The following is a 26,182-nucleotide window of genomic DNA, read 5'->3' on the forward strand; positions in this document are numbered from 1 at the left end:
CCTGAAACAGATGTTCCTGGACCTGAAAGAGCTGGGATATGAGGGGTCGTATGACCGCGTAGCTGCCTTCGGAAGGCAGTGGAAAGTGGGTCAGATGGCGAGGGTCAATTCTGCGAGCAAATCAACACGAATATAGACAGATTTCAACATATGGACGCCTGAGGCCCGGGAAGCAAAAGATTGACGGGAATAGTATCAACCGCTCCGTTAATACGCCAGAAGCAACAGCGCGGCAGGTTTCATAATGGCAACATTATGACAAGATTGACTCTGAAACCTGCCTTGGAACGCTTTTGTGAGGATATTCAATTCCCCCTCCTCGCACCAGAATCACGCAGCGCCACCATCGGCCCGACAAGACAGGATAACCATCCCGTCAGGCAGGCCGATCGTGTCCCCAACACCCCCGCAAGCAGATAGCGCAGCCCCGCTGCCGCATCACTTCACCGCACTGTTTCCCCCATCCGCAAATAGCGCCGCGCCCGTCACGAAACTGGACATCGGACTGACCAGAAACAGTGCCGCTGCAGCGATCTCTTCCGGTTGCGCGATCCGCTTCATCGCATGCAGGCCGGCAGCCCACTGCTTCTGCTCCGGGCTGCCGCCCATGTCGGTATCGACGCCACCAGGCAGCAAGGCATTGGCCCGTATCCCCTGCACCGCATAGTCCGCCGCAATGCCCTTGACCAGCCCCATCAGCCCGGCCTTTGCCGAGCCATAGGCCGCCATGCCGGCAATGCCTGCGCTGGTCCCCACAAAGCTTGAGGTGAACACGATGGCGCCACCACCACGCGCCAGCATGGCCGGGATCTGGCTGCGCGCGCCGAGATAGGCAGCGGTGAGATTGGCATGCAGGGTATGTTGCCACTCATCCGGGGTGATCTCCGCAAGCGGCTTGAGCGCTCCCAGTGCCCCGGCATTGTTGACGGCGATGTCCAGCCCGCCGAACTCCTTCATGGCAAGCTCCACGCACTGCTGGTGGGTCGTGGGCTGCCCGACGTCTCCTGCCAGCACGCCTGCCTTGCCGCCACTACTGCTGATGGTGGCCGCAAGCTGCTCCAGGCTTTCCCGGTTCCTCGCATTCAGGATCACCGACGCGCCCTGCGCGGCCAATAGCAAGGCAGTCGCCCTGCCGATCCCGGCTGACGCTCCAGTGACGAGCGCGACCTTTCCTGCCAGTAGAGCCATGGTGTTTCTCCTTCTGTTGTCATCGGAGACCGCACTCTATGGGGCTTGCCGCTCGGCGCCACTCGATTTCTTGCTATCGAAATCGACCGCCCGACCGGCCGCCCGGCAACGCCACATCACCCCCATAGCTGCTACAATCCGCGCCTTTGCGGGGCACACGTCCGTTTGAGACCGCCCACCGTCCAGCCCCAACCTCCGAGAACCTCCCATGCCCACCCAGGAAGAATTCGACGCCCTCAAGCAAAGCCACAATGCGCTGCTGAACAAGTTCATCGAAAACAACACCGCCGACCAGATCCTGTTCTCCACCCTCTTCACGGCCGCGGCCGTGTTGTCCAAGGATGGCAAGCAGTTCACCGAAGGCGCCATGGGCATCGCCCGCTCGCTTGCCGCGCAACTCAATGCCGGCGGCACCATGCCCAAGGCCCTGCTGGAGACCGTGGAAACCCGCATCGCCACCATTGAGGCGCTGCTCAAGGACAAGTTCGACTGAGTCCGCCACTCTGAGCGCCCCCCATGGCCGTCGACCATTACGAGAACTTCCCCGTGGCCTCGCTGCTGCTGCCGGCGCGCCTGCGCCCGGCGGTGGGCGCGATCTATGCCTTCGCCCGCAGCGCCGACGATATCGCCGATGAAGGCGACGCCGAACCGGCGCAGCGGCTGGCGGCCCTGCAGGCCTACGAAGCACAACTGGACCTGATCGCCGCCGGCACCCCCTGCACCACGCCGATCTTCCAGCGCCTGCAGCAGACCATCGCCGACCATGCGCTGCCGCTGCAGCCGTTCCGCGATCTGCTCTCGGCCTTCCGCCAGGATGTAGTGACCACCCGCTATGCCCGCTACGAGGACTTGCTGGATTACTGCCGCCGCTCTGCCAATCCGGTCGGCACGCTGATGCTTCACCTCTACGGCGCAGCAACTGACGAGAACCTGCGCGATTCGGATGCCATCTGCAGTGCCCTGCAATTGATCAATTTCTGGCAAGACGTGGCCATCGACTGGGAAAAGGAACGCATCTACCTCCCCCTGGAAGACCTGGCGCGCTTCGGCGTGAGTCCGCAAGACATCGCCGAAGCCTCTGACGCAGCGCGTTGGCAACAGCTCATGCATTTCGAGCTCAAGCGTGCGCGCGAACTGATGCTCTCCGGTGCACCACTGGCGCGCCGACTGCCGGGGCGCATCGGACTAGAGCTGCGTATGGTGGTGCAAGGCGGCCTGCGCATCCTCGAGCGCATCGAACGCGTGCAGGGGGATGTCTTCAGGCAGCGTCCCAAGCTGGGCAAGCGCGACTGGCTGATCGTCGGCTGGCGCGGGCTGATCAGGTAGCTGCGGCCGGACATGAAAAAGTCCCACAGGGCGGGACTTGTGGGGCTCGGCATCCACACCCGCAAAGGGTGTGCAACAACGACAATCGATTCAGACCAGCAGCGCCGCCGTCAAGGTACGGATCTGCTCTTCCGAATCGTCCAGCATCTCACGCAGCGATTGATCACCGATGTAGTCATCCACCAGGTTCTCGCCGCCGATGCCGGCTTCGGCCACAGCCGCGCGCTGCAGGGGTGATGGCACCGGCGAGAGCTCCTTGGCCAGCAACAGCACGTCGCCGATGGTCTGCGGCGGCAGTACCCGTACGCCGTGCCACAGCGATTCGATGGCATCCACCACCGGCTGCGGCACGCCCAGCTTCTTGAGCACGGCGCGGCCGATCATCTTTTCGCCGTATTCCATCCAGTCCTCGGTACCGCCGTCGAGCAGGCCCGGGTAATCATCGGTACGCGACAACAGGTAGAAGCCCCCCACCTCGTGCACGATGCCGGCAAACATCGCCGTCTCCGGGTCAGCCTTGGTCAGCTTGGAGGTCAGCACATAGGCCGTGGCCGCCACATGGGCGCAGTGCTCCCACAGCTGCGCGGACTTGATGCGCATGCCCGGGTTATTGATGGTGCGGCCCAGCTGGCGCACGATCACCGAGGTGGTGATGGTATTGAGGGTACGGAACCCCAGGCGCATCACCGCGGCCCGCACATTGTTGATTTCCCCGCCGGAACGGTTGTAGGCCGCCGAATTGGCGATGGCGACCGTCCGCGCCGACACCAGCGGCTCGGCCATCACCAGCTTGGCCGCCAGCTCCAGGTGGCAATCGGGGTCGGCCAGGGCCTTCTGCAGCTTGATCGACGCGCTGACGTTGGCCGGGAACACCAGCTCCCCACGTCCGGCCTGCGAGGCGATATTACGAAAGATTTCCAGTCTGTCCATGATGTCTCCAGCCTCCTGTACGTCGTCCAGTCCCGCTCGGGGTGACTTTTTGCTGCGCCGCAGCTTTAATGCCGTTGCGGTGGGCGGTGCGTCCTCTCCATTATCGGCAAAATTCATCCGGATTTGATGTTATGTGAATTTATTTTCCGGATGACATCAGCTTGAGCTTAAAGGACAACGTCAGGCGCCGCAATACATGCCCAATGCGGAAAGCCCGATTTGCCCTGCCGGGCGCACTCGGCTAGCATAGCGCCTTTGCCGCAACAGGCCTCAATGGCGCGTTTGCGGCCCGCATCAACCGCAGCCACGCATCCATGTCTCCAGACGAATACTGCCAGCAGAAGGCCGCCGCCAGCGGTTCCAGTTTCTATTACAGCTTCCTGTTCCTGCCACCGCAACGCCGGCTGGCGATCACGGCGCTGTATGCCTTTTGCCGCGAAGTCGACGATACCGTCGATGAAATCGAAGATCCCATGGTGGCGCGCACCAAGCTGATGTGGTGGCGCAAGGAAATCGCCGCCATGCTGGAAGGCCAGCCCACCCACCCGGTGACCAAGGCCCTGCATCCCCATGTGGCCACCTACCAGCTCAAGGGCGAGCACCTGCAGGCCATCATCGATGGCATGGAAATGGACCTCGACCAGAGCCGCTACCTCGATTATCCCGGTCTGCAGCGCTATTGCTGGCACGTGGCCGGCGTGGTCGGTGTGCTCTCGGCCAGCATCTTCGGCCACACCCAGCCCGGCACCCTGCTCTTCGCCGAAAAACTGGGACTGGCCTTCCAGCTCACCAATATCATCCGCGACGTCGGCGAGGATGGTCGCAAGGGCCGCATCTACCTGCCGGTCAACGAACTGCAGCAATTCAACGTCACCGCCGCCGACATCCTCAATGCCCGCCACAGCGAGCGTTTCGAGGCGCTCATGAAATTCCAGGTGGAACGCGCCCAGACGGTCTACGACGAAGCCTTCGCCCTGCTGCCCAAAGAAGACCGGCGCGCCCAACGCCCCGGCCTGATGATGGCCGCCATCTACCGCACCCTGCTCGACGAGATCACCCGCGATGGCTATCACGTGCTCAACCAGCGCATCTCGCTCACGCCCATCCGCAAGCTGTGGCTGGCCTGGAAGACCTATGTCTTCGGCTGATCCGCGATCGACACCGGCATGAGCGACGCCCCGCGTCACTACGCCGTGATCGGTGCCGGCTGGGCCGGCTGCGCCGCTGCCGTGGCGCTGGCCGCCGGCGGACATCGGGTCAGCCTGTTTGAAGCCGCCCGCACCCTGGGCGGCCGGGCGCGCCGCCTCGAACTCGATGGCCGCACGCTGGACAATGGCCAGCACATCCTGCTGGGCGCCTACCGCGCCACCCTGGCCCTCATGAAACAGGTCGGCGTCGATCCCGCCGCAGCCCTGCTGCGACTCCCCCTGCAGATGCGCTACCCGCTGGCCAACCAGGCCGACGGCATGGACTTCGTTGCGCCACGCCTGCCCGCGCCCTGGCATGTGGCCGTGGCCCTGCTGCGCGCCAAGGGACTGGCGCGCGAGGACAAGATGGCCTTGGCCCGCTTTTCCACCACGGCTCGCTGGATGGGCTGGCAATTGCACGAGGATTGCAGCGTGGCCGACCTGCTCCAGCGCTTCGACCAGACTGACCGCGTCACCCGCCTGATGTGGCGCCCGCTGTGCATCGCCGCCCTGAACACGCCACCCGAACGGGCTTCGGCGCGAGTATTCCTGAACGTGCTGCGCGACAGTCTGGGCGCACGCCGGGCCGCTTCCGACATGCTGATCCCGCGCCTGGACCTGGGCGCCCTGCTGCCCGATGCCACCGAAGCCTACCTGGCCCGCCATGGCGGGCTGGTCCGACCGGGCGTGGCGGTCATGCGCCTGCTGACAGGCAGCGAGCCGAGTACCTGGCGCCTGGAAGACCGCCAGGGCGAAAGCCTGGGCGAATTCTCCGGCGTGGTACTGGCCACCGGCCCCGAGGCTGCCGCGCAACTGCTGGACGGCCTGCACGACACCCACCTGCTGCAAGCCCTGGAACATGAGCCCATCACCACCTGCTATCTGCAGTATGGCCAGCAGATGCGCCTGCCGGCCCCCTTCCTGGCCTTGCTGGACGCACCGGAACGCCAGGCCTGGGGCCAGTTCGTCTTCGACCGCGGGCAACTGGGCGGCGAGCAGGGCCTGCTGGCGGTGGTGGTCAGCGCCGCCGGGCAGGCCATCGCCGACGGTCATGCCACCCTGACGGCGGGCATCACCCGCCAGCTCGCACAAGACTTCGGCCAGCCGGCCCTGGCCACACCCCACTGGAGCAAGGTCATCACCGAAAAGCGCGCCACCTTCGCCTGCACACCCGGCCTGCAGCGACCCGATAACACGGCCATGCCAGACGGACTGGCGCTGGCCGGCGACTACGTGGCCGGCGACTATCCCGCCACGCTGGAAGGCGCGGTGCGCAGCGGCACTGCAGCGGCCAGGCTGCTGGCGGGCTAGACCTCCCGCACCGGCTGGCCTGCCCTAAAATTTTCATGGATGGTGGCAAAGGGATTCACCCCATCCATGCCGGCGATGCACTACGATAGCGGTCCATCAGCATTACGCATCAGCAGTCCCGATTCCGGTTCGTGTCTGCACCACCATCGCCCGGCGGCGCCAAGCCGCGTTGAATAATTACGGAGAAAACAATATGCCGGTCATGACCTGTATCGAAGACTTTCGCCTGCTGGCCAAGAAACGTGTCCCCAAGGCCTTCTACGACTACGCCGACAGCGGCTCCTACACCGAGAGCACCTATCGCGCCAACACCAAGGACCTGGCCTCGCTCAAGCTGCGCCAGCGCGTGGCCATCAATGTCGACGAACGCAGCACCCGCACCACCATGATCGGCCACGATGTCAGCATGCCAGTGGCCATCGCCCCCACCGGCCTGACCGGCATGCAGTGGGCCAACGGCGAGATGCTGGGCGCGATCGCGGCCGAGAAGTTCGGCATCCCCTTCACCCTGTCCACCATGAGCATCTGCTCCATCGAGGACGTCGCCAGCGTGACCACCAAGCCGTTCTGGTTCCAGCTCTATGTGATGCGTGACCGTGGCTTCGTGAAGTCGCTGATCGACCGCGCCAAGGCCGCCAAGTGTTCGGCACTGGTGCTCACACTGGACCTGCAGATCCTCGGCCAGCGCCACAAGGACCTCAAGAACGGCATGTCGGTCCCGCCCAAGCTGACCCTGGACACCCTGCTCGACCTGGCCAGCAAGCCCGGCTGGGCGCTGCGTGCCCTGGGCGGCCGCAAGACCTTCGGCAACCTGGCCGGCCACATCAAGGGCGGTGAAGGCGCCGGCGGCGTGCAGACACTGTCGAAGTGGACTGCCAGCCAGTTCGACCCCACCCTGAACTGGGACGACGTGGCCTGGATCAAGCAGCAATGGGGTGGCAAACTGATCCTCAAGGGCATTCTCGACGTGGAAGATGCCAAGCTGGCCGTGCAGACCGGCGCTGACGCCATCGTCGTCTCCAACCACGGCGGCCGCCAGCTGGATGGCGCAATGTCCTCCATCGAAGCCCTGCCGGCCATTGCCGAAGCCGTGGGTGACCAGATCGAAGTCTGGTTCGACGGCGGCATCCGTTCCGGCCAGGACGTGCTCAAGGCGGTGGCCCTGGGCGCGCGCGGCACCATGATCGGCCGTGCCTTCCTCTACAGCCTGGGCGCCATGGGCGGCGACGGCGTCTCGCAGATGCTGGAAATCATGCGCAAGGAGCTCGATGTCAGCATGGCCCTCACCGGCACCAAGGACATCAAGGATGTCGGCCCGCAGATCCTGATCCGCTAAGCCACCCATCCCATAAGGAAAACGTCCCGGTCCACCGCAAGGTGGCCGGGACGTTTTTTTGACTCTGCGGGATCAGCCTACTGCTACTGGCGCGGCTTTTCGTTCAGGGCATCGATCACGCCCTCCTGGCCGTAACGGCGGGCCAGGTCCATGGCGGTGAGACCGTCCTTGTTCTTCAGCGTCAGGTCAGCGCCATTGTCACGCAGCACCTCGACCGCCGCCACCCGCCCGCGCATGGCGGCGAGCATCACCGGCGTCATCTTGTCGTCGGGCGATTCGGCATCCACGTAGGCCGAGGCATCCAGCAAGAGCTTGACGATCTCCGAGCTGCCATTGATGGCCGCATAGTGCAGTGCGGTCCAGCCCGGGCGATTGACTTCTACCTCGCGCGCGAGCAACAGCTTGACCACCGGTATGTTGCCGTAGAAGGAGGCCAGCATCAGCGGCGTGTCGCCATTGGTGGCCTGGGCCTCCAGGTTGACGTCCGGCGCATTGACCAGCACTTCGAAGGCCTTCATCGAGTCTTCGCGGATGGACAGCATCAGGCCGGTGTAGCCGCGCTTGGGCTCGATCAGGTTGGGCCCCATGCCCCGCTGCATCAATTGCTTGAGGAAGTACACGTTATCCATGCGGATGGCCTGGAAATACTCTTCATAGGCGCCAGCGCGGGCGGCACCTGGCAACAGCAGCGAGGTGTAGAGCACGATGCGGCCGATACGGCCCATACCACCGATAGCGCCCAGCCCGCGCCAGCGGGAACGCAGCTTTTCCAGCAGGGTCATGGTGTGATTCCGAACAGCTTGAAGAAATTGTCAGAGGTCTGGCGTGCCACCTCGGCCACCGGGATGCCGCGCAGGTCGGCGATGAATTCACCCACATGGCGTACATAGCCCGGCTCGTTGGTCTTGCCGCGAAATGGCACCGGTGCCAGGTAGGGCGAATCGGTCTCGATGAGCATGCGCTCCAGCGGGATGGTGCGCGCCACCTGCTGCAGGTCCTTGGCAGACTTGAAGGTGACGATGCCCGAAAACGAGATGTAGAAACCCAGTTCGATGGCCGCATCGGCCACTTCCTGCGATTCCGTGAAGCAATGCATGACCCCCGCCGCGCCACCGGCCGCCGGACTGGCCCCCTCTTCGCGCAGGATGCGGATGGTGTCCTCGGAGGCCGAGCGGGTATGGATGATCAGCGGCTTGCCGGTGGCCCGCGACGCGCGGATATGGGTGCGGAAGCGCTCGCGCTGCCATTCCAGGTCACCCTGCAGGCGGTAGTAATCCAGCCCGGTCTCGCCGATGGCGACGATGCGCGGATGGTCGGCCAGCGCCACCAGCTGCTCCACCGAGGGCTCAGGCGTATCTTCGTAGTCAGGATGCACGCCCACCGAGGCATAGACGTTGGGATACTGCTCGGCCAGGGCCAATACCTGCGGAAAATCGGGCAGGTCGACCGACACGCACAGGGCGTGGCTGACCTGGTTTTCGGCCATCTTGCCGAAGATCTCCGGCAAACGCGCCGCCAGGTCGGGAAAATTGATGTGGCAATGGGAATCGATATACATGGCCGCTATTGTAAAGCGATGCCGACAGCCTGTCGCCCCTGAGCGCGGCCCGCTTACCTTTGGTTACAGCCGCGCCGGCATGCCCGGCGCCCGCCCTCAGCGCGCCACCGGCCGCTTGGCCAGCTTGCGCTGCAGGGTGCGGCGATGCATGTTCAGCGCCCGCGCCGTGGAAGAGACATTGCCCTCATGCTCAGCCAGCACGCGCTGGATGTGTTCCCACTCCAGTCTTTCCAGCGACAGCGGCGACGCATCTTCCATCGCCGACACTGGCTCGGCAGTACTCTCGCCGCCACTGGCATGGTTCAGGGCCGAGAGGATGGAATCGACATTGGCCGGCTTGGCCAGGTAGTTGTCGGCCCCCGACTTGATCGCCTGCACCGTGGTGGCAATGCTGGCGTAGCCGGTCAGCACCAGCAGGCGGGCCTCAGGCAAGGCCTGGCGCAGGGGCGACACCCACTGCAGGCCGGAATCCTTTTCCAGCTGCAGGTCGATGGTGGCGTAGTCGAAGCGTTCACGACGCGCCGCCTCCAGCGCTTCCTCGCCACTGTGCGCCACGGTCGGGCGGAAACCCCGGCGCGCCAGCGACCTGGCCAGGGTACTGGCAAAGACATCGTTATCGTCGAGGATCAGGAAAGCTGCACTCATCAAAAAGCCTGCAATAAAAGAAACATCACATCAGTCGATCAAAACAGGAAACAAAAACATTCAGCGCAAGGGGAAGCGCAACTGTGCCACGGTGCCCTCACCCGGCACGGAACGCAAGCGTAGCTTGCCACCCAGATGCCTGGCACTGGCAAACGCCAGCATCAGACCAATCCCCGAACCGCCGGAACTGCTGACGACCGGCCCATGACCCAGGCGCTGGAGCAGCTCCGGCGCGATACCACTGCCATTGTCGGAGACCTCGATGATAGCCGTCTTCTTGCCCGACCTGGATGACGCCCCGCCAAGCGGCGATGGCGCTTCGGTAAGCTTGGTGGCATCGGCCGCATCAGCGGAGAGCAGCCGCAGCCGGATCTCCCCCTGATGACCCCGCCCGCGCACCGCATGGGCGGCATTGTCCAGCAGGGTCAAGAGGATCTGCGACAGGTCCTGCAACTGGCTGGCGACCCACCCCGGCTGATGTACCTCGGCCACTAGCAGCACGGCGGGGTGACGCAGGCGCCAGCCCTCCAGCAGGCTGGTCAGCCAGGGCGTGATGGCCGCGCTGTCCTCGTTGCGCAACTGGGCATCGGCGTCCAGGCGCATGCTGTCCAGCGCTGCCTTGCAGACCGCGATCTGTTCCTCGACGATGCGCAGGTCTTCGTCATAGACACTCAGCGCAGGGTTGTCGGCCATCTCGCGTCGCAACTCCCCGGCGATCACCGCCACCGTTGACAATGGCGTATTGAGTGCGTGGGCGGCACCTGCAGCCTGGGTACCCAGCGCCAGGATGCGATGGCTCTGCAGCTGGCGTTCGCGGGCCTGGCCAAGTTGCCGGTCACGCGAGCGCACCGCAGCGGCGATACGACTGACGAACCAGGTGATCAACAGCGCCGAGATCGTGAAATTGATCCACATCCCCGCCAGGTGATAGGCCATTGCCTGGCCATGGTCGTGGATATGCAGGGGCTGGTAGAAATACACCAGCCCGGAATAGCCACCCAGCGCGCACAGCGCCAGCAGCAAGGCATAGGGCCAGTTGAGGGTGGCCGCGCCGGCCGCCAGCGCCGGCAGGTAGAAGGACACGAAGGGATTGGTCGAGCCGCCCGAGAAATACAGCAAGGCCGTCAATACCGCCACGTCCAGCCACAACTGCATGAACAGTTCGCCCTGCTCCGCCGGCCGCGCCCAGCGCATGCGCAGCCAGGTTCCCGCATTGATGAGCAGCTGCAGCAGGATCAACCCCAGCAAGGGCGACATCGGCAAGGCGATATGCAGCCAGGCGTGGGCACCGGCCAGCACCAGCAGTTCGCCGGCCACCATCGCCCAGCGCAGCCAGAACAGGCGCGACAGCAGCAGATGCTGCGGCGGTTCGACTGGTAGCGACGCCGCCGCCAGGAAGGAGCTCGGGGAATTCATGGCCGGAATTATACGGGCTTGAGTACGGGCTTGAGACGGGCCGGACGCGAATACCTGGCCTCCCGCCTCGGTTCAGCACGTCCCGTCCACCACCCAGCCACCTCCCCGTCTCTCTCATTGAGCCAGCGGTGACCACCGTTTCATCGCACTTTCCCAACACGTCACATCCATTCATTAAAAAATGAATGCAAATGATAACGATTTTTAATTATACTTTGCGCCGTTTTGCTCTACTTCTTCATTCCCACAGGAAATTCTAGAAAGAATCTTCATGTCCATGCCCTTCACTGCGCGTCTTAATCCGCTGGCCGCCGCCCTCGCGCTGGCTTTCCTGGCTCCCCTGCCGGCGCTGGCCCAGACCACCGCCACCACTGCCACCACTGACTCCAAGGACCAGGCTGCCCTGCCCACGGTCACCGTCAATGCCTCCGCCGACGCCTCGGCCGAGGGCTTGCCGGCCGAATTCGCCGGCGGCCAGGTGGCGCGCGGCAGCCGCCTGGGCGTGCTGGGCAATGTCGACAACCTGGACAGCCCGGTGCGTTCGGTGGCCTACACCCGCCAGTTGATCGCCGACCAGCAGGCCCACGGCGTGGGCGACGTGCTCAAGAACGATCCGGTGGTGCGCACCACCCGCGGCTTCGGCAACTTCCAGGAGTCGTACATGATCCGCGGCTTCATCGCCAACTCGGACGACCTGATGTACAACGGCCTGTTCGGCATCCTGCCGCGCCAGTACGTCGCCTCGGAAATGATCGAGCGCGTCGAGGTGCTGTACGGCGCCAGCGCCTTCCTCAATGGCGCCACTCCCGGCGATGCGGGCCTGGGCGGCACCATCAACATCCTGCCCAAGCGCGCCTCCAGCGAAGCCCTGACCGAAGTGACCCTGGGCTACGAGTCGGGCAACAGCAAGTCCGCCGCCATCGACGTCTCGCGCCGCCTGGGCGCCGATGAACGCCTGGGCGTGCGCGTCAATGCCGCCCGTCATGCAGGTGGCACGGGCGTGTCCAACGAAAAGCGCGAGACCAATGTCTTCTCCCTGGGCGTAGACTATCGCGGCAATGACTTCCGTCTCTCGGCCGACCTCGGCGTGCAGGAAAACAACCTCAGCAACATGCGTCCCAGCGTCACCATCGGCAGCGGCGTGACGGCAGTACCGACCGCTCCCAGCGGCTCGTCCAACTACGCGCAGCCCTGGTCGTATTCCAATGCCCGCGACATCTTCGGCACCGTACGCGGCGAGTGGGACCTGTCGGCCAGCACCACTGCCTGGGCCGCCTTCGGCGCACGCCAGGGCACCGAGAACAACTCGCTGTCGGGCGTACGCGTGAACAACGCCAGCACCGGCGCCGCCGCCACCTATCGCTTCGACAATGCCCGCCAGGATGACGTCGCCACCGGCGAAATCGGCGTGCGCACCCAGTTCCACACCGGCACCGTCTCGCACAAGCTGGTGGCCGCCGCCTCGGCGTATTCGCTGGATTCGCGCAATGCCTACGGCACGTCCACCTCCTACGCCCTGGCCACCAACCTGTACAACCCGAGCACCTACGCACGCCCGGCCCTGGTCTCGCTGGGCAACGATCTGTCCGATCCGCAGACCACCATCAAGACCCAGCTGATGAGCGCCGTGGTCTCCGACACCCTGGGCTTCTACGACAACCGCCTGCTGGTGACGCTGGGCGTACGCCAGCAGCAGTTGAAGTCGGATGGCTACGCCTACAACACCCACGTCAACAACAGCCACTATGACCAGAGCGCCACCTCGCCCATGGCTGGCGTGGTGTTCAAGGTGCTCAAGAACCTGTCCCTGTACGGCAACTACATCGAAGGTCTGCAGCAGGGCAAGCAGATCACCGATACCACCGCCGCCAACTACGGCCAGATCCTGGCGCCCTACAAGTCCAAGCAGAAGGAAGTCGGCGTGAAGTACGAACTGGGCGGACTGGGCCTGGGCGCAGCCTTCTTCACCACCGATCGTCCGCTGTCGTACAAGGACGTGTCCACCGGCATCGAATCCACCAACGGCAAGCAACGCAACCGTGGCGTCGAACTGACCGCCTACGGCGAAGTGACCAGGGGCGTGCGCCTGCTGTCGGGCATTACCTTCCTCGATGCCAAGCAGCTGCAGACCAATGGCGGCACCAACAATGGCAAGTACGCCATCGGTGTGCCCAAGATGCAGGCCAATGCCGGCGTCGAATATGACATCCCCGGCGTACGCGGCCTGACCGTCAATGGCCGCGCCACCTACACCGCGACCCAGTACGTGGATGCCGCCAACAAGCTGGAAGTACCGTCCTGGGTGCGCTACGACCTGGGTGCGCGCTACCTGACCGACATCGGCGGTCGCGCCGTCACCTTCCGCGCCGCCATCGAGAACCTGGCCAACCGCAATTACTGGCAGTCGGCGGGTGGTGCCTCCAACTCGGGCTACCTGGTACTGGGCAATCCGCGTACCTTCAGCACCTCGGTATCGGTGGCCTTCTGATCTGAACGCAAGCGTTTGCCGCAATGAGAATCGCCCGGCCCCACAGCGTGGGGACCGGGCGATTTTTCATGCGCCTGGGCGCAAGCGGAGCGCGTCGCAGCAGCTCTGTCTCAGTCGAACAACCGCGCGTAATCGATCAGCATTTCCTCGATGAACAGCTTGGCCGACAAGGGATGATCGGCGATGGCGCGACGGTCACCCATGCCACGCAGCGCCTTGGACAGGGCCAGCGCATCGACCCGTTCGGCCAGCCGCCCCAGTTCCTTGCCGTAGCGCGGGTAATAGCGCACCACCCCGGCCGATTTCAGCGACAGCAGATCATAGAGCCAGCGCTGCACCCAGCCCACCAGCTCGGCGGCGGGCGTCTTCTGCAACTTGTCGGCGGCACGCAGGGCGCCATCCACGCCAGGCTGGGCCAGTTGCCGCAGCAGCTCGTCGAGCGCCTCGCGCCCTTCGCCCTGTGCCGCCTCCAGCGCCGCCAGCGGCGCACCACCCTGCTCGGCCAGCCAGGCATCGGCATCCTTGACGCCCTGCTGTTTGAGCCAGGCCAGCGCCTCGTCGTGGCCCGGCGCGGTCAGGGCAAACTTGCGGCAACGCGAGAGAATGGTCGGCAGCAACCGGTCCAGACGATTGGACAGCAGCAGGAACATGGTCCCCGGCGGCGGCTCTTCCAGCGTCTTGAGCAAGGCATTGGCTGCGGCCGTATTGAGCGCCTCGGCCGGATACAGCATCACCACCCGCAGGCCGGAACGGTGGGTGGAAACGTTCATGAAATCGGCCAGCGCACGGATCTGGTCGATCTTGATGTCCTTGGAGGGCGCCTTGCTGGCCTTGGCGGTCTTCTTTTCCTCGCCACTTTCGTCCTCGCCGGGCTCATCCTCCAACATCTCGGGACGCACCCGGCGATAGTCCGGATGATTGGATTGCGAAAACCAGTTGCAGGACGGGCAGACGCCGCAGGCATGCGCCTCGGGCGTAGGCGACTCGCACAGCAGCGACTTGGCGAAGGCCTCCACGAAGCGGGTCTTGCCGGTGCCGGCCGCGCCATAGAACAGCAGCGCATGCGGCAGGCGCTCGCGCAACTGCTGCAGCTGACGCCAGCTCTCGCCCTGCCAGGGCAGCAAGGGATCGGTCGAAGTCACGGACATGCGGCGCCCCTCACAGTGCGGCCACGATGGCGCGCAATTCGTCCTGGATCACCGGGATCGGACGGGTGGAATCGACAATGCGGAAACGCTGCGGGAATTGCGCGGCGCGGCGCAGGTATTCGGCGCGGGTGTTGGCGAAGAAGTCCGCCTTTTCCTGCTCGAACTTGTCCAGCGTACGTTCCGCATCCAGGCGCGCGCGTGCCACTTCCAGCGGCACGTCGAAGAGCAGCGTCAGGTCCGGTTGCAGATGCGGATGCACCCACTGCTCCAGGCGCTCCAGCTTGTCCAGCGCCAGCTTGCGGCCACCGCCCTGATAGGCGAAGGTGGCATCGGTGAAGCGGTCGGAAATCACCCACTCGCCGCGTTCCAGCGCCGGGGCAATCACCTGCGCCAGGTGTTCGCGCCGCGAGGCAAACATCAGCAGGGCCTCGGTTTCCAGGTGCATGGGATGATGCAGGACCAGTTCGCGCAGGCGCTCACCCAGTTCGGTGCCACCCGGCTCGCGGGTGGCCACCACCGTCAGGCCGCGCGCGCGCAGCAGCTCGGTGACGAAGGGAATATGGGTCGACTTGCCGGCGCCGTCGATGCCTTCGAAGGTAATGAATTTGCCTGATGCCATGAAGGTATCGCTACAGAATGAATCGGTGAAAAGAAAGGCGCATCAACGCTGGTAGCGGTTGACGGCCTGGTTGTGCTCGTTCAGGTTGCTGGAGAAATGGCTGGTGCCATCCCCCCGCGCCACGAAGTATAAGGCCTCGGTCTTGTCCGGGTTCAGCGCGGCCGCCAGCGAGGCTGCGCCCGGCAAGGCAATGGGCGTGGGCGGCAGGCCGGCACGGGTATAGGTGTTATAGGGCGTATCGGTCAGCAGGTCGACCTTGCGGATCTTGCCCTGGTAACGTTCGCCCATGCCATAGATCACGGTCGGATCGGTCTGCAGCAGCATGCCGGTACGCAAGCGGTTGACGAACACCCCGGCCACCATGCCGCGCTCGGATTTCTGCCCGGTCTCCTTTTCCACGATGGACGCCATCACCAGCGCCTCATAGGGCGTGCGATACGGCAGCGACAGATCGCGCCGCGCCCAGGCTTCGTTGAGCTTCTTGCTCATCAGCGCGAAGGCCTGCTTGTAGACCTGCATATCGCTGGCGCCCTTGGCGAAGAGATAGGTATCAGGGAAGAACAGGCCTTCCGGATAGGTGTATTCGTTGGTCAGCTTGGCCAGGATCTGCTGGTCGGTCCAGCCGGCGGTATCGTGCTTCAGCGCGGGCTGGTCGGCGATGGCACGGCGCATCTGCTTGAAAGTCCAGCCCTCGATGACGGTCAGCGCCTCCTGCGCGAACTCGCCGCGCACCAGTTGCAGCAGCAGCCGCTGCGGGGTGTAACCGGGCTTGATCTCGTAGCTGCCGGCCTTGATGCGGCCGCCCTCGCCGGACAGGCGCGCATAGAGCGTGAACAGGTCAGGATTGAGCGGCACCCCGGCCGCCGCAATCTGCTGGGCAGCCCCCGATACGCCCGCCCCCGGCGTGATGGTGAAGGCGATCAACTGACCATTGGCCGCCACGATGGGCTGCTTGGTCCAGTAGAGGCCGGCACCGGCCACCAGCGCGGCCAGCACGAACAATGTTGCCAATAACTTCTTCATACCTGATGCGAAATCCCTGTAGTTCCGACGCGATTTTTCGGAGATCACTATAATCGAGGCATCAATGATAATCGCTGGCACGACAGTTGCCTAATTTGCCGGGGACTTCACCCCGGCAAGACGTAATCCGACGTAATCCGTAAAAGATTTCCTATGACAGACATCACCGCATCGCCTACCGCCTGGCGCGACTTCCTCGCGCAGCAAGGCGCCCAGTTTGACGATCAGGGCCAGGACGTCCTCGGCTTCGGCCCTGCTGCCGCCGCGCCGCAGAGCCTGGAAAGTTTCGTGGCCCCTCTGACCGACCTGGGCCTGATCGCGGCCACCGGCGAAGAAGCCGCCGCCTTCCTGCACGGCCAGCTCACCAATGATGTGCAGCACCTCACCGCCGATGCCGCCCGCCTGGCCGGCTATTGCTCGCCCAAGGGCCGACTGCTGGCCACCCTGCTGATGTGGCGCGATGAAGCCGGCATCTTCCTGCAGCTGCCGCGCACGCTGCAGCCGGCCATCCAGAAGCGCCTGCAGATGTTCATCCTGCGCGCCAAGGCCAAGCTGGCCGACGTCAGCGCCGAGCGCGCCGTGCTGGGCCTGGTCGGACCGGCCAGCGCCAACGCCCTGGCCGAGTGGTTCCCGGTCTTGCCGGCCGCCCCCTATGACAAGCTCGACAACAGCCATGGCACCCTGATCCGCATGGCCGATGCCGGCGGCAGCCCGCGCTATCAATGGATTGCCGCCGTTGACACCCTGAGCACCGCCTGGCCGAAGCTGGTGCAGCACCTTAAGCCCACCGCCACCCTGGCCTGGCGCCTGTCCGACATCCGCGCCGGTGTACCCGGCATCCTCGCCGCCACGCAGGAGCAGTTCGTACCGCAGATGATCAATTTCGAACTGATCGGCGGCGTCAATTTCAAGAAAGGCTGCTACCCCGGTCAGGAAATCGTGGCCCGCAGCCAGTACCTGGGCAAGCTCAAGCGCCGCACCATGCTGGCCACCATCGCCAGCGCCAGCGCCCGAGCCGGCGACGAGGTCTTTGCCGCCGCCGATCCTGGCCAGCCCTGCGGCATGGTGGTCAATGCCGAACCGCTGGACCAGGATCACGCGCTGGCCCTGGTGGAAATGAAACTGACCGCCGCCGCGGATGCCGTCCATCTGGGCGCAGCCGAAGGCCCGGCCCTGCATTTCCACGACCTGCCCTATGTGCTGGCCGATCCGCAATAAGCGGCGCCAAGCGTTCAAGCCATAGGGACTCACCATGGACCTCTACATCTACTACCGGGTCGCCAGCGCCCATGCGCCCGCGCTGCTGGGCAAGATCCAGAGCGTGCAGACCACCCTGCAGACACGCCAGCAAGTGGCCGGCGCACTCAAGCGCCGCCCTGGCGAACAAGACGGCCTGCAGACCTGGATGGAAATCTACCCGGGCATCGCCGACACCGATGCCGAGGGATTCACCCACGCCCTGGAGCAGGCCCTGACCGAGGCTGGTGCGCTGCCCCTCATCAGCGGTGCGCGTCACGTAGAACAGTTCGAGGATATCGCCCCATGTGCCTGATCATCTTCGCCTGGAAAGTCATCCCCGGCATGCCGCTGATCCTGGCCGCCAATCGCGACGAATTCTACGCCCGTCCGGCGGCCGACGCCGCCTGGTGGAACGATCATCCCCAGGTCTATGCCGGCCGTGACCTGCAAGGCGGCGGCACCTGGCTGGGCGTGACCCGCGATGGCCGTTTTGCCGCCCTGACCAACGTGCGCGCCCCCTCCGAGCGACGAACGGATGCCCCCACCCGGGGCCAACTGGTGGCCGACTACCTGGCCGGCGACATGACGCCGCAGGACTACCTGCGCCAGATCGAGCCCCGCGCCCAGCAATACAACGGCTTCAACCTCCTCTTGGGCAACCCCGAGACCATGCTGTGGTATTCCAATCGCGGCAGCGAAGATCCCCGCAATGGCCAGCCGCTGGAATACGGCGTCTATGGTGTCTCCAATGCCCTGCTCGACACCCCCTGGCCCAAGCTCACCCGCGCCAAGGCGCAATTCGCCAGCCTGCTGTGCCAGGGCGCGCCGGAAGAGACCTTCTTCGAGATGCTCACCGACGGCACCCGCGCCAACGACTGCCGCCTGCCCGACACCGGCATCGGCCTGGAAAAGGAGCGCATGCTCTCGCCCATCTTCATCCGTTCGCCCGACTATGGCACCCGCTGCTCCACGGTCCTGCGCGTACCCATCGTCGGCGAACCGGTCCTGACCGAACACGTGGTCGATCCTATGGCGATGCAATATAGCGGCGAGGCCGCTACCGACAAGGCCTGCCGTATCCCCTGCAAGCCCAAGGTGCAAGATGCTTCACCCGGCGGCGACCAGCCTGGCGCAAAGCCGCACAGCGCCTGACCCAGGGCCCTCATTCCTTGCCCACGTGAAATAACCAAAGTGTATATCTGATATTTGGAAGATAAATTGGCCTGATTTGATGCGGAGCAGTAAAGTTACACCTGTCTCCTCCAATTTCCTCCTAAAGAATTGGATTCAAGCCCACACCGCAAGGTCGTGGGCTTTTTTTTCGCCTGTACCCGGCCTGCCCGTAGCAAGAGGTACAAACCTCCCCAAGACGGTGGACTGCATCCACTGTTCCCGCCGATCCCGGACCTAACCCGATTCCGCCATTTCCGCCACCCAAAAACACATCGGCCCCACCACCACGCCAGGCAAGGCGCGGGGATGGGGCCGATCAGGCCAGCCTGGCGGGAGCGACTCCCGCTGTGGTGACTTAGTGATGCATCTTGGCTTCGTTGCGGTCCAGCACCGCTTCCGGTGCCTGCGCCTCTTCCACGGTCTCGTTGTTCAAGACCTTGGTCAGGCGCTCGCTATCGAGCTCGCCACTCCACTTGGCCACCACCAGGGTCGCCACGCCGTTGCCGATGGTGTTGGTCAGGGCACGCGCTTCGGACATGAAGCGGTCGATACCCAGGATCAGCGCCAGGCCGGCCACCGGCACGTGGCCCACCGCCGACAGCGTCGCCGCCAGCACGATGAAGCCGGAACCGGTGATACCCGCCGCGCCCTTGGAGGTCAGCAGCAGCACGCCCAGCAGCGTCAGTTCCTGCACGAAGGTCATGGGCGTGTTGGTGGCCTGGGCGATGAACACGGCCGCCATGGTCAGGTAGATCGCGGTGCCGTCCAGGTTGAAGGAGTAACCGGTCGGGATCACCAGACCCACCACGGTCTTCTTGGCGCCGGCATTTTCCATCTTGGCCAGCATGCGCGGCAGCACCGATTCCGAGGAAGAGGTGCCCAGCACGATCAGCAGTTCTTCCTTGATGTACTTGACGAACTTCCAGATCGAGAAGCCGTGCAGGCGGGTAATGATCCCCAGCACCACGAAGATGAACAGCAGGCAGGTCAGGTAGAAGGTACCCATCAGCTTGGCCAGCGAGAACAGCGAACCCACGCCGTACTTGCCGATGGTGAAGGACATCGCACCGAAGGCACCGATCGGGGCTACCTTCATGATCGCGCCCACCACCGAGAACAGCACGTGCGAGATCTTCTCGATGAAGTCGAACACCAGCGTGCCGCGGCCGCCGAACTTGTGCAGGGCGAAGCCGAACAGCACCGCCACCAGCAACACCTGCAGCACGTCACCCTTGGCAAAGGCATCCACCATGCTGGTGGGGATGATGCCCAGGACGAACTCGGTCACCGAACCCATCTTGCCCGGCGCGGTATAGGCCGCAATGCTCTTGGTATCAAGCGCCGCCGGATCGACGTTCATGCCCACGCCAGGCTGCAGGAAGTTCACCAGCAGCAGGCCGATGATCAGCGCCACCGTGCTGACGACTTCGAAATACAGCAGTGCCAGGCCGCCGGTCTTGCCGACCTTCTTCATGTCTTCCATGCCGGCAATGCCGATGACGACGGTACAGAAGATCACCGGTGCGATGATCATCTTGATCAGTTTGACGAAGCCGTCGCCGAGCGGCTTCATGGCTTCACCCGTGGATGGGTAGAAATGGCCCAGCAGGACGCCAATCACAATGGCGACCAGAACCTGGAAATAAAGCGACTTGTAAAGGGGCGGTTTTTGCGCCGTCATTATGATTTCTCCAAGAAACATCGAATATCAGCCGGTCCATAGGGACCCGCCGCCTGCCGTTGCCGGATCGTCGTCCGTTCGGGCTTTTGCTTGTTTTATCTATCCGGGAGAACTCCCCCTCCCCGGTTCGGCCGCAAGTATCTCGCAGTCGCTCCGGGGCTGGTATTGTGGGAAACCACATAACTTCAGTAAACAGCTGTTCAAACTGCTCTTTTCTTCATTCTGTATTGCAACAGTATTCGCTATAGTCTGCCCTGAACTGAAAGAAAGCTCACGGGCACTCACAAGGAAAATATCGTGCGACGAAAATTGACGGTCACCGCCCGCCTCGGGATTCTGGTAGCGGTACTGTGCGGAAGCGTGGTCCTCCTGGCCTGGCGCGACATGCTGGGGATGGCCTCCAGCAACGACAAGCTGCGTTATGTCTATGAAGACCGGACCATGGCGCTGATCCACATCGCCCGGGTGCGCGATGCCTTGTACATGAATCGCGACGTCATGGGACGCGCCCTGATGATGGCCAACGTGCCGACCGAACCGGGGCCCGACGGCGTCAGCGGCAACGAACAGATCAAGCAGTGGCTGGGCCGCCTGGCCGGCCTGGACGCCAGTTTCGACCAGGGCTGGCAGGCCTACCGCGCCACCCGCCTGACCCCTGAGGAAATCACCGAGGCCGCCCGCTTCGAGCAAAGCTGGAAAATCTATCTGCAGGAACGCAACCAGGTCATCGAACTGATCGCCAGCACCCAGGTATTGCAGGCCAACCGCAGCTGGACCCAGCTCACACCGCGCCTGGCGGCCCTGGCCACGCAACTGGCCACCCTCGGTCGCCTGCAGGAAACCATGACCCGCGGCGCCTATGACAATGCCCTGCGGGAATACAGCGAACTGCGCCGCCACAACCTGGAAATCGCCTGCATGGCCCTGATCGTGGGCATTGCCCTGGCGCTGTGGATCATCATCAGCCTGCGCCGCCAGCTCGGGGGCGAACCGGATTACGCCGCCGACATCGTGCGCCAGATCGCCGACGGCAACCTCGGCGTGGCGGTGCGCCTGCGCCGCAACGACCGTGGCAGCCTGCTCTACGCCATGCACACCATGCGCGAACGGCTCACCGAGATCATGCGCAGCGTCACCCTATCGACCCAGTCGCTGGGCGACTCGTCACGCCAGCTCAACGCCACCGCGCACGCCCTGGCGGGCGCCTCCAGCGAACAGGCGGCAGCGGTGGAAGAAGTCCACAGTGCCATCGCCAGCATGAGCCTGGCCATCCAGCAGACCGGCGAACACGCCCGCCGCACCGACCAGATCGCGCTGGCCGCCGCGGCCGACGCCGACAAGAGCGGCGCAGCGGTACAGACCACGGTGGCTGCCATGCGCGGCATCGCGCGCCAGGTCGGGGTGATCGACGACATCGCCTACCAGACCAACCTGCTGGCCCTGAATGCGGCCATCGAAGCCGCCCGTGCCGGCGAGCACGGGCGCGGCTTCTCGGTGGTGGCCGCAGAAATCCGCAAGCTGGCCGAGCGCAGCCAGGGCAGCGCCCACGAAATCAGCGTGATTGCACAGGAAAGCGTGGACATGGCCGAGGAAACCAGCCAGCGCCTGGCCCAAGGCACCCTGCAGGGAATCCGCGAAGCCTCGCAGCAGATCAACCAGATCACGCTGTCCTCGCGCATGCAGGAAGAAGGGGTACAGGAAATCGGCGCCGCCGTCGCGCAGCTCAACGACACCACGCAGCGCAATGCGGCCGCCTCGGAAGAACTGGCCTCCACCGCCGAAGTGGTGGCCGAACGGGCGCGCGAACTGGGCGCCCAGCTGTGTTATTTCAGACTGGAAGACGGCAAGCCGCCGGCCCGCGTGCGGCCGGCCTGAAACGTCGGCCCTGACGGCTAGGCCTGCTGGCGCAGGCTGGCCCGCATGGTGATGTGGGGGATGCCGGCTTCCATGAACGCATCACCCTCACGGGCAAAGCCGTGGGCATTGTAGAAGCCCTCGGCATGGATCTGCGCATTGAGGATCACCTCGCCGTCACCGCGCTCGCGCGCTGCCTGGATCAACGCCTGCAACACCGCTCCGCCCACGCCCTGGCCGCGCCCGCCCTTGCGCACCGCCATGCGGCCGATGTGGCCGTCCGGCAGCAGGCGACCGGTGGCCAGCGGCTGGCCGGCCTCGTCATAGGCCACCGCATGCACGCACAGCGGGTCCATCTCGTCCAGCTCGATCTCGGCTGGCACCTTCTGTTCATCGACAAAGACTTCGAAGCGGATAGGCTGGGCGTGTGCGCGCAGCGCTTCCCAACTGCCTACGGTGATTTTCATGCGGGAATTCCTGCTGAGGGTTGAAACGGAAACGCCATGAGGCCCTACGGGTGAATGACGGCTCACTCGTGATCCAGCTTCCTGGAAATATCCAGGCGGCGGATCAGCTTGAAGGTGCCCATGGCCTTGGCCACCAGGCGCTCGCCATTCCACAGTTCGGCCTGGCAGAAGCACATGGTGGTGGAGCGATGGTAGGTATGGCCGCGCGCCACGATGGTCTCGCCGGCATGACCGGCCGGCTGCAGGAAGCTGGTGCTCATCTCGACGGTCGCCGAGGACTTGGCGTCCGGTACGCCGGCTCTCGCCGACAGGCCCATGGCCACGTCCAGCAGGGTCATCGAGATGCCGCCCTGCGCCACCTGCCAGCTGTTCATGAATTCCGGCTTGAGAAGCAGCGACATCACGGCGCGGTCGTCGCCATATTCCAGCACCTCCACGCCCAGTGCATGCAGGTAGGGATTACCTTGCGGGAAGACCTCGGTCAACGGCAGACTCATTGCAGCGGCCTCAGATCTCGTAATCCATGCACTGGCGCGCCTCGCGCACGGCACCGATGAAGGGCTTGATGGCGATATGGTCGGGATGGTCCTGGTAGGCATCCAGCGCCGCCTTGGATTCGAACTCCGAATACAGCACCACGTCATAGCTGGCTTCCAGACCCGGTTGCGCCAATACCGCTTCGAACTTCAGGATACCCGGTACGACGTCGGCACAGCTGTCCAGCAATTGCTTCATCTTCAGCAGGTTGGTGGCTTTGTCAGCGCCTTCTGCGTGGTCCTTCAGTTTCCACATCACGATATGCTTGATCACGGTCGGTCTTCCTTGGTCGAAAATGGGATAAATCGCAATGATAAGCGAAAGCGCCGACCACGACCGGCACCCCGTCAGCCACGCGCGGCGATCTTCATGAAGGACCCGACCAGCCGCCCTTCCCGGCGCTCGGCCAGGCAATAGACATAGGTGTGGGTGCTCACCGGGTCGCCCGCGATGCGCACCATGCGGAAACGCTCGTCGGGAATGAACTCCGCCTCCGACACCGCCGCCAACCCCAGGCCGCGTGCCACCGCCTCGCGCAGGGCCTCGCGGCTGCCGATCTCCATCACCACGCGGGGCTTCACGCCGGCCTGCTGCAACACCTTTTCCAGCGCCAGCCGGGTGGTCGAGCCCCGTTCGCGCATGAGCATCGGCTGCTGCTCCAGCTCGGCCAGCGCGACCGTCTCGCGCTGGTAGAAGGGATGATTCTGATGGGCAAACAGCACTACAGCGTGATCGGCATAGGGCAGAGCATGGAATCGCGCATCGTCGGTCACGCTGGCCAGCACCGCGACATCGGTCACGTAGTTCTCCAGATCGGCCAGTGACTGTGCCGAGTTGCCCAGCTTGATCGACAGTTCGACCTGCGGATAACGGGCGCGGTAGGCGTCCACCATCTCGATCACGTGGAACGGCCCGACCGCGCCAATGCGCAGATGCCCCACATGCAGCGCCCCGGAATTGACCAGCAGGTTCAGCGCGTCCAGCTCCAGCTCGGCAATGTTCTGCGCGATCGGCAACAGGCGCTGCGCCGTTTCCGACAGGTCGACCCGCCGGCCTCGCCGGAAGAACAGTTCCACATTGTGTTCGCGCTCCAGCGATTGCACCTGGGTGGTCAGGGTCGGCTGGCTCACGCCCAAGGCCCGGGCCGCCGCCGAAAAACCGCGATGGCGGGCCACGGCGAGGAAGGCGCGCAGTTGTGAAGGAGTCATCTATAGCCTCAATCAATAGCTTCGTCGAATTTTAACGATTATATCGATAATAGGGCCGTCATAAAGCCCCCGTAAGCTCCCTTCCTGTCAGTACCGGCCCGACCAACTCGCCCGACACTGCGCCGCCGATCACCCACTGCGTCCACCGTCGGACGCCCACGACAAGGATCCACCATGCAACGACGTTCCCTGCTCGCCCTGTGCCTGGGCGCCCTGACCTCCCTCCTGCTGAGCCAGCCGGTGCGCGCCGCCCAGCCCCTGACCGTGGGCCTGATCCCGGCCGAAGACGCGCAGGCCATGCTGGAAAACAGCAAGACCGTCATCGACAGCCTGCAGCAGCAGCTGGGCATGCCGGTCAAGCCCTTCATCGCCACCGACTACAACGGCATCATCGAGGCGCTGCGCTCGCGCAAGCTGGACGTGGCCTACCTCGGACCCTTCTCCTACGTGCTGGCCAGCTCGGTGGCCAATGTCGAAGCCTTCGCCGTGGCCGAGACCAAGAAGAGCGGCCGCAGCTTCTACAAGAGCCTGATCATCACCCGCAAGGACAGCGGCCTGCAGAGCGTGGAACAGCTGAAGGGCCGCACCATGGCCTTCGTTGACCCGTCCTCGGCCTCCGGCCACCTGTTTCCCAGCGCCGGCCTGCAAAAACTCAATATCGATCCCAACAAGTATTTTTCCCGGGTGATCTTCTCCGGCTCGCATGACGCCAGCATCCTGGCCGTGGCCAACAAGAAGGTCGATGCCGCCGCCGTGGCCGACCGCATCCTGGCGGCCGCCGTGGCCAAGGGCGTGGTCCAGCAATCGGACCTGAATGTGGTCTGGACCTCGCCCGACATCCCCGAGTCGCCCATGGTCTGGCGCCGCGACCTGGACCCGGCCCTGAAACAGAAGATCGCCGCCGCCTTCGCCAACATCAAGGACGTGAAATGGGGTGACCAGGGCGTCCTGAACGGCTTCGTCCCCACCACCGACGGCGCCTACGACGTGGTGCGCGAGACCGCCAAGATCCTCAACCTGGACCTGAAGGCCATGAAATGATCCAGCTCCGCGCCCTCGCCAAGCACTACGGCAGCCATGCCGTGCTGCGCGGGATCGACCTGGACGTGCCGGCCGGCCAGTTCCTGGTGGTGCTGGGCCCGTCCGGGGCCGGCAAGTCCACCCTGCTGCGCTGCATGAACGGTCTGGTCCAGCCCAGTTCGGGTGAACTCCGGATCGCCGGCTTCGACGCCACCGATCCGCGCGCCCGCCAGGTCCGCCAGTTGCGCCGCCAGGTGGCGATGATCTTCCAGCATCACAATGTGGTGCCGCGCCTGTCGGTACTGAAGAACACCCTGACCGGCCGCCTCGGCCAGGTCCCGAGCTGGTCTTCGATCCTGCAACTGTTCAGCCGCCAGGACGTGGCCCTGGCCATGGACTGCCTGCGCCGCGTGGAACTGGAACACAAGGCCCACCAGCGTACCGATGCCCTCTCCGGCGGCCAGCGCCAGCGGGTCGGCATCGCTCGTGCCCTGGCCCAGCAGCCGCAGGTGATCCTGGCCGATGAACCGGTGGCCAGCCTGGACCCAAAAACCTCGCGCCTGGTGCTGCACTATCTGCGTGCCGCCTCGCGCGAGCTGGGTATCACCGTGGTCTGCAACCTGCACCAGGTGGACTACGCCCGCGAATTCGGCGACCGCATCATCGGCCTGTCCGGTGGCGAGCTGGTCTTCGACGGCCCCGGCACGGCGCTGGACCAGCATCACCTGGACCGCATCTATGCCAGCCCCGGTCACGTGCCGCACCCGGCTTCCCACGCCACCGCCACCGCTGCCACCAGCCTTGCACCGGCGATCCAAGGAACCTGAC

Annotated in this window: 26 protein-coding genes; 12 read left to right on the plus strand and 14 right to left on the minus strand. The window is 64.4% G+C overall.

Translation table 11 applies throughout. The annotated features are described in order from the left end of the window. Window positions 1–438: 438 nt before the first annotated feature. A complete protein-coding gene (locus tag I5R65_RS10230; protein WP_180669380.1) occupies window positions 439–1,188 on the minus strand; it encodes an SDR family oxidoreductase in 750 nt (249 codons plus the stop codon). A 208-nt stretch (window positions 1,189–1,396) separates the two neighbouring features. Between I5R65_RS10230 and I5R65_RS10235 the strand changes: the two genes are divergently transcribed. Continuing rightward, entirely contained in the window at window positions 1,397–1,681 is a 285-nt protein-coding gene (locus tag I5R65_RS10235; protein WP_006463927.1) for a hypothetical protein, read from the plus strand. A gap of 23 nt (window positions 1,682–1,704) precedes the next feature. After that, window positions 1,705–2,514, plus strand: a complete 810-nt coding sequence (gene hpnC, locus I5R65_RS10240) for a squalene synthase HpnC (RefSeq protein WP_180669378.1) — start codon at window positions 1,705–1,707, stop codon at window positions 2,512–2,514. 90 nt (window positions 2,515–2,604) lie between these two features. Here the strand turns inward: hpnC and I5R65_RS10245 are convergent, their stop codons facing one another. Then, window positions 2,605–3,444: an HDOD domain-containing protein gene (locus I5R65_RS10245; protein WP_077236870.1), complete on the minus strand. Its 840-nt coding sequence runs from the start codon at window positions 3,442–3,444 to the stop codon at window positions 2,605–2,607. 314 nt (window positions 3,445–3,758) lie between these two features. Between I5R65_RS10245 and hpnD the strand changes: the two genes are divergently transcribed. The 3 genes from hpnD to I5R65_RS10260 all read left to right on the plus strand — a co-directional run bounded on the left by hpnD (window position 3,759) and on the right by I5R65_RS10260 (window position 7,278). After that, on the plus strand, window positions 3,759–4,592 hold the full coding sequence (gene hpnD / locus I5R65_RS10250; protein ID WP_180669376.1) for a presqualene diphosphate synthase HpnD: 834 nt from the start codon (window positions 3,759–3,761) through the stop codon (window positions 4,590–4,592). Between the two features lie 18 nt (window positions 4,593–4,610). Then, window positions 4,611–5,942: a hydroxysqualene dehydroxylase HpnE gene (gene hpnE, locus I5R65_RS10255; RefSeq protein ID WP_180669374.1), complete on the plus strand. Its 1,332-nt coding sequence runs from the start codon at window positions 4,611–4,613 to the stop codon at window positions 5,940–5,942. Between the two features lie 193 nt (window positions 5,943–6,135). Then, the gene (locus I5R65_RS10260) at window positions 6,136–7,278 is read left to right on the plus strand and encodes an alpha-hydroxy acid oxidase (RefSeq protein ID WP_180669373.1); all 1,143 of its coding nucleotides are present in this window, start codon (window positions 6,136–6,138) and stop codon (window positions 7,276–7,278) included. Window positions 7,279–7,361: 83 nt separating this feature from the next. On the opposite strand, the gene I5R65_RS10265 is transcribed toward I5R65_RS10260, so the two are convergent. From I5R65_RS10265 to I5R65_RS10280, 4 genes are all read right to left on the minus strand, one after another. Further along, on the minus strand, window positions 7,362–8,060 hold the full coding sequence (locus tag I5R65_RS10265; RefSeq protein ID WP_180669371.1) for an ankyrin repeat domain-containing protein: 699 nt from the start codon (window positions 8,058–8,060) through the stop codon (window positions 7,362–7,364). Continuing rightward, the gene (locus I5R65_RS10270) at window positions 8,057–8,836 is read right to left on the minus strand and encodes a TatD family hydrolase (protein ID WP_077236866.1); all 780 of its coding nucleotides are present in this window, start codon (window positions 8,834–8,836) and stop codon (window positions 8,057–8,059) included. Before I5R65_RS10270 ends, I5R65_RS10265 begins: the two co-directional genes overlap by 4 nt. Window positions 8,837–8,932: 96 nt before the next feature. Next, window positions 8,933–9,481, minus strand: a complete 549-nt coding sequence (locus tag I5R65_RS10275) for a response regulator transcription factor (protein ID WP_180669369.1) — start codon at window positions 9,479–9,481, stop codon at window positions 8,933–8,935. A 60-nt stretch (window positions 9,482–9,541) separates the two neighbouring features. Continuing rightward, window positions 9,542–10,897, minus strand: a complete 1,356-nt coding sequence (locus tag I5R65_RS10280; protein ID WP_180669367.1) for a HAMP domain-containing histidine kinase — start codon at window positions 10,895–10,897, stop codon at window positions 9,542–9,544. A gap of 271 nt (window positions 10,898–11,168) precedes the next feature. Here I5R65_RS10280 and I5R65_RS10285 point away from each other — a divergent pair, with 271 nt between their 5' ends. After that, window positions 11,169–13,385 carry a TonB-dependent siderophore receptor gene (locus tag I5R65_RS10285; protein WP_180669365.1) on the plus strand — a complete coding sequence of 739 codons (2,217 nt, stop codon included), beginning with the start codon at window positions 11,169–11,171 and terminating at the stop codon, window positions 13,383–13,385. A 110-nt stretch (window positions 13,386–13,495) separates the two neighbouring features. Here I5R65_RS10285 and I5R65_RS10290 read toward each other — a convergent pair whose 3' ends face one another. From I5R65_RS10290 to mltG, 3 genes are read right to left on the minus strand one after another with little or no spacing between them, the layout of a single operon-like run. Further along, entirely contained in the window at window positions 13,496–14,533 is a 1,038-nt protein-coding gene (locus tag I5R65_RS10290) for a DNA polymerase III subunit delta' (RefSeq protein ID WP_180669363.1), read from the minus strand. A gap of 10 nt (window positions 14,534–14,543) precedes the next feature. Further along, on the minus strand, window positions 14,544–15,152 hold the full coding sequence (gene tmk / locus I5R65_RS10295; protein WP_180669361.1) for a dTMP kinase: 609 nt from the start codon (window positions 15,150–15,152) through the stop codon (window positions 14,544–14,546). 42 nt (window positions 15,153–15,194) lie between these two features. Next, window positions 15,195–16,175 carry an endolytic transglycosylase MltG gene (mltG, locus tag I5R65_RS10300; protein ID WP_180669359.1) on the minus strand — a complete coding sequence of 327 codons (981 nt, stop codon included), beginning with the start codon at window positions 16,173–16,175 and terminating at the stop codon, window positions 15,195–15,197. 153 nt (window positions 16,176–16,328) lie between these two features. Here mltG and I5R65_RS10305 point away from each other — a divergent pair, with 153 nt between their 5' ends. Genes I5R65_RS10305 through I5R65_RS10315 form a run of 3 tightly spaced genes read left to right on the plus strand, consistent with a single transcriptional unit; the run spans window position 16,329 to window position 18,566 of the window. Then, the gene (locus I5R65_RS10305) at window positions 16,329–17,393 is read left to right on the plus strand and encodes a folate-binding protein YgfZ (protein ID WP_180669357.1); all 1,065 of its coding nucleotides are present in this window, start codon (window positions 16,329–16,331) and stop codon (window positions 17,391–17,393) included. Window positions 17,394–17,427: 34 nt separating this feature from the next. After that, window positions 17,428–17,727, plus strand: a complete 300-nt coding sequence (locus tag I5R65_RS10310) for a DUF4936 family protein (RefSeq protein ID WP_180669355.1) — start codon at window positions 17,428–17,430, stop codon at window positions 17,725–17,727. Further along, the gene (locus tag I5R65_RS10315) at window positions 17,718–18,566 is read left to right on the plus strand and encodes an NRDE family protein (protein ID WP_180669353.1); all 849 of its coding nucleotides are present in this window, start codon (window positions 17,718–17,720) and stop codon (window positions 18,564–18,566) included. Before I5R65_RS10310 ends, I5R65_RS10315 begins: the two co-directional genes overlap by 10 nt. A gap of 376 nt (window positions 18,567–18,942) precedes the next feature. On the opposite strand, the gene I5R65_RS10320 is transcribed toward I5R65_RS10315, so the two are convergent. Continuing rightward, window positions 18,943–20,268: a dicarboxylate/amino acid:cation symporter gene (locus tag I5R65_RS10320; RefSeq protein ID WP_180669351.1), complete on the minus strand. Its 1,326-nt coding sequence runs from the start codon at window positions 20,266–20,268 to the stop codon at window positions 18,943–18,945. A 297-nt stretch (window positions 20,269–20,565) separates the two neighbouring features. On the opposite strand from I5R65_RS10320, the gene I5R65_RS10325 reads away from it, so the two are divergent. Next, window positions 20,566–22,143, plus strand: coding sequence for a methyl-accepting chemotaxis protein (locus I5R65_RS10325; RefSeq protein ID WP_180669349.1), 1,578 nt, complete (start codon window positions 20,566–20,568; stop codon window positions 22,141–22,143). A 17-nt stretch (window positions 22,144–22,160) separates the two neighbouring features. Here I5R65_RS10325 and I5R65_RS10330 read toward each other — a convergent pair whose 3' ends face one another. The 4 genes from I5R65_RS10330 to I5R65_RS10345 form a co-directional block, all read right to left on the minus strand. Next, window positions 22,161–22,589: a GNAT family N-acetyltransferase gene (locus I5R65_RS10330; protein ID WP_180669347.1), complete on the minus strand. Its 429-nt coding sequence runs from the start codon at window positions 22,587–22,589 to the stop codon at window positions 22,161–22,163. A 62-nt stretch (window positions 22,590–22,651) separates the two neighbouring features. Beyond that, window positions 22,652–23,086, minus strand: coding sequence for a PaaI family thioesterase (locus tag I5R65_RS10335; RefSeq protein WP_180669345.1), 435 nt, complete (start codon window positions 23,084–23,086; stop codon window positions 22,652–22,654). A gap of 10 nt (window positions 23,087–23,096) precedes the next feature. Next, complete coding sequence (locus tag I5R65_RS10340; protein ID WP_180669343.1) at window positions 23,097–23,399, minus strand: Dabb family protein; 303 nt, start codon at window positions 23,397–23,399, stop codon at window positions 23,097–23,099. 74 nt (window positions 23,400–23,473) lie between these two features. Beyond that, window positions 23,474–24,334 carry a LysR substrate-binding domain-containing protein gene (locus I5R65_RS10345; protein WP_180669341.1) on the minus strand — a complete coding sequence of 287 codons (861 nt, stop codon included), beginning with the start codon at window positions 24,332–24,334 and terminating at the stop codon, window positions 23,474–23,476. A 174-nt stretch (window positions 24,335–24,508) separates the two neighbouring features. Between I5R65_RS10345 and phnD the strand changes: the two genes are divergently transcribed. After that, window positions 24,509–25,375, plus strand: a complete 867-nt coding sequence (phnD, locus tag I5R65_RS10350; protein ID WP_180669339.1) for a phosphonate ABC transporter substrate-binding protein — start codon at window positions 24,509–24,511, stop codon at window positions 25,373–25,375. Next, entirely contained in the window at window positions 25,372–26,181 is an 810-nt protein-coding gene (phnC, locus tag I5R65_RS10355; protein WP_180669338.1) for a phosphonate ABC transporter ATP-binding protein, read from the plus strand. The genes phnD and phnC overlap by 4 nt, the downstream gene beginning before the upstream one ends. Window position 26,182 lies beyond the last annotated feature (1 nt).

The organism is Herbaspirillum sp. AP02 (genome assembly GCF_015767275.1).
Lineage (GTDB): Bacteria > Pseudomonadota > Gammaproteobacteria > Burkholderiales > Burkholderiaceae_D > Herbaspirillum.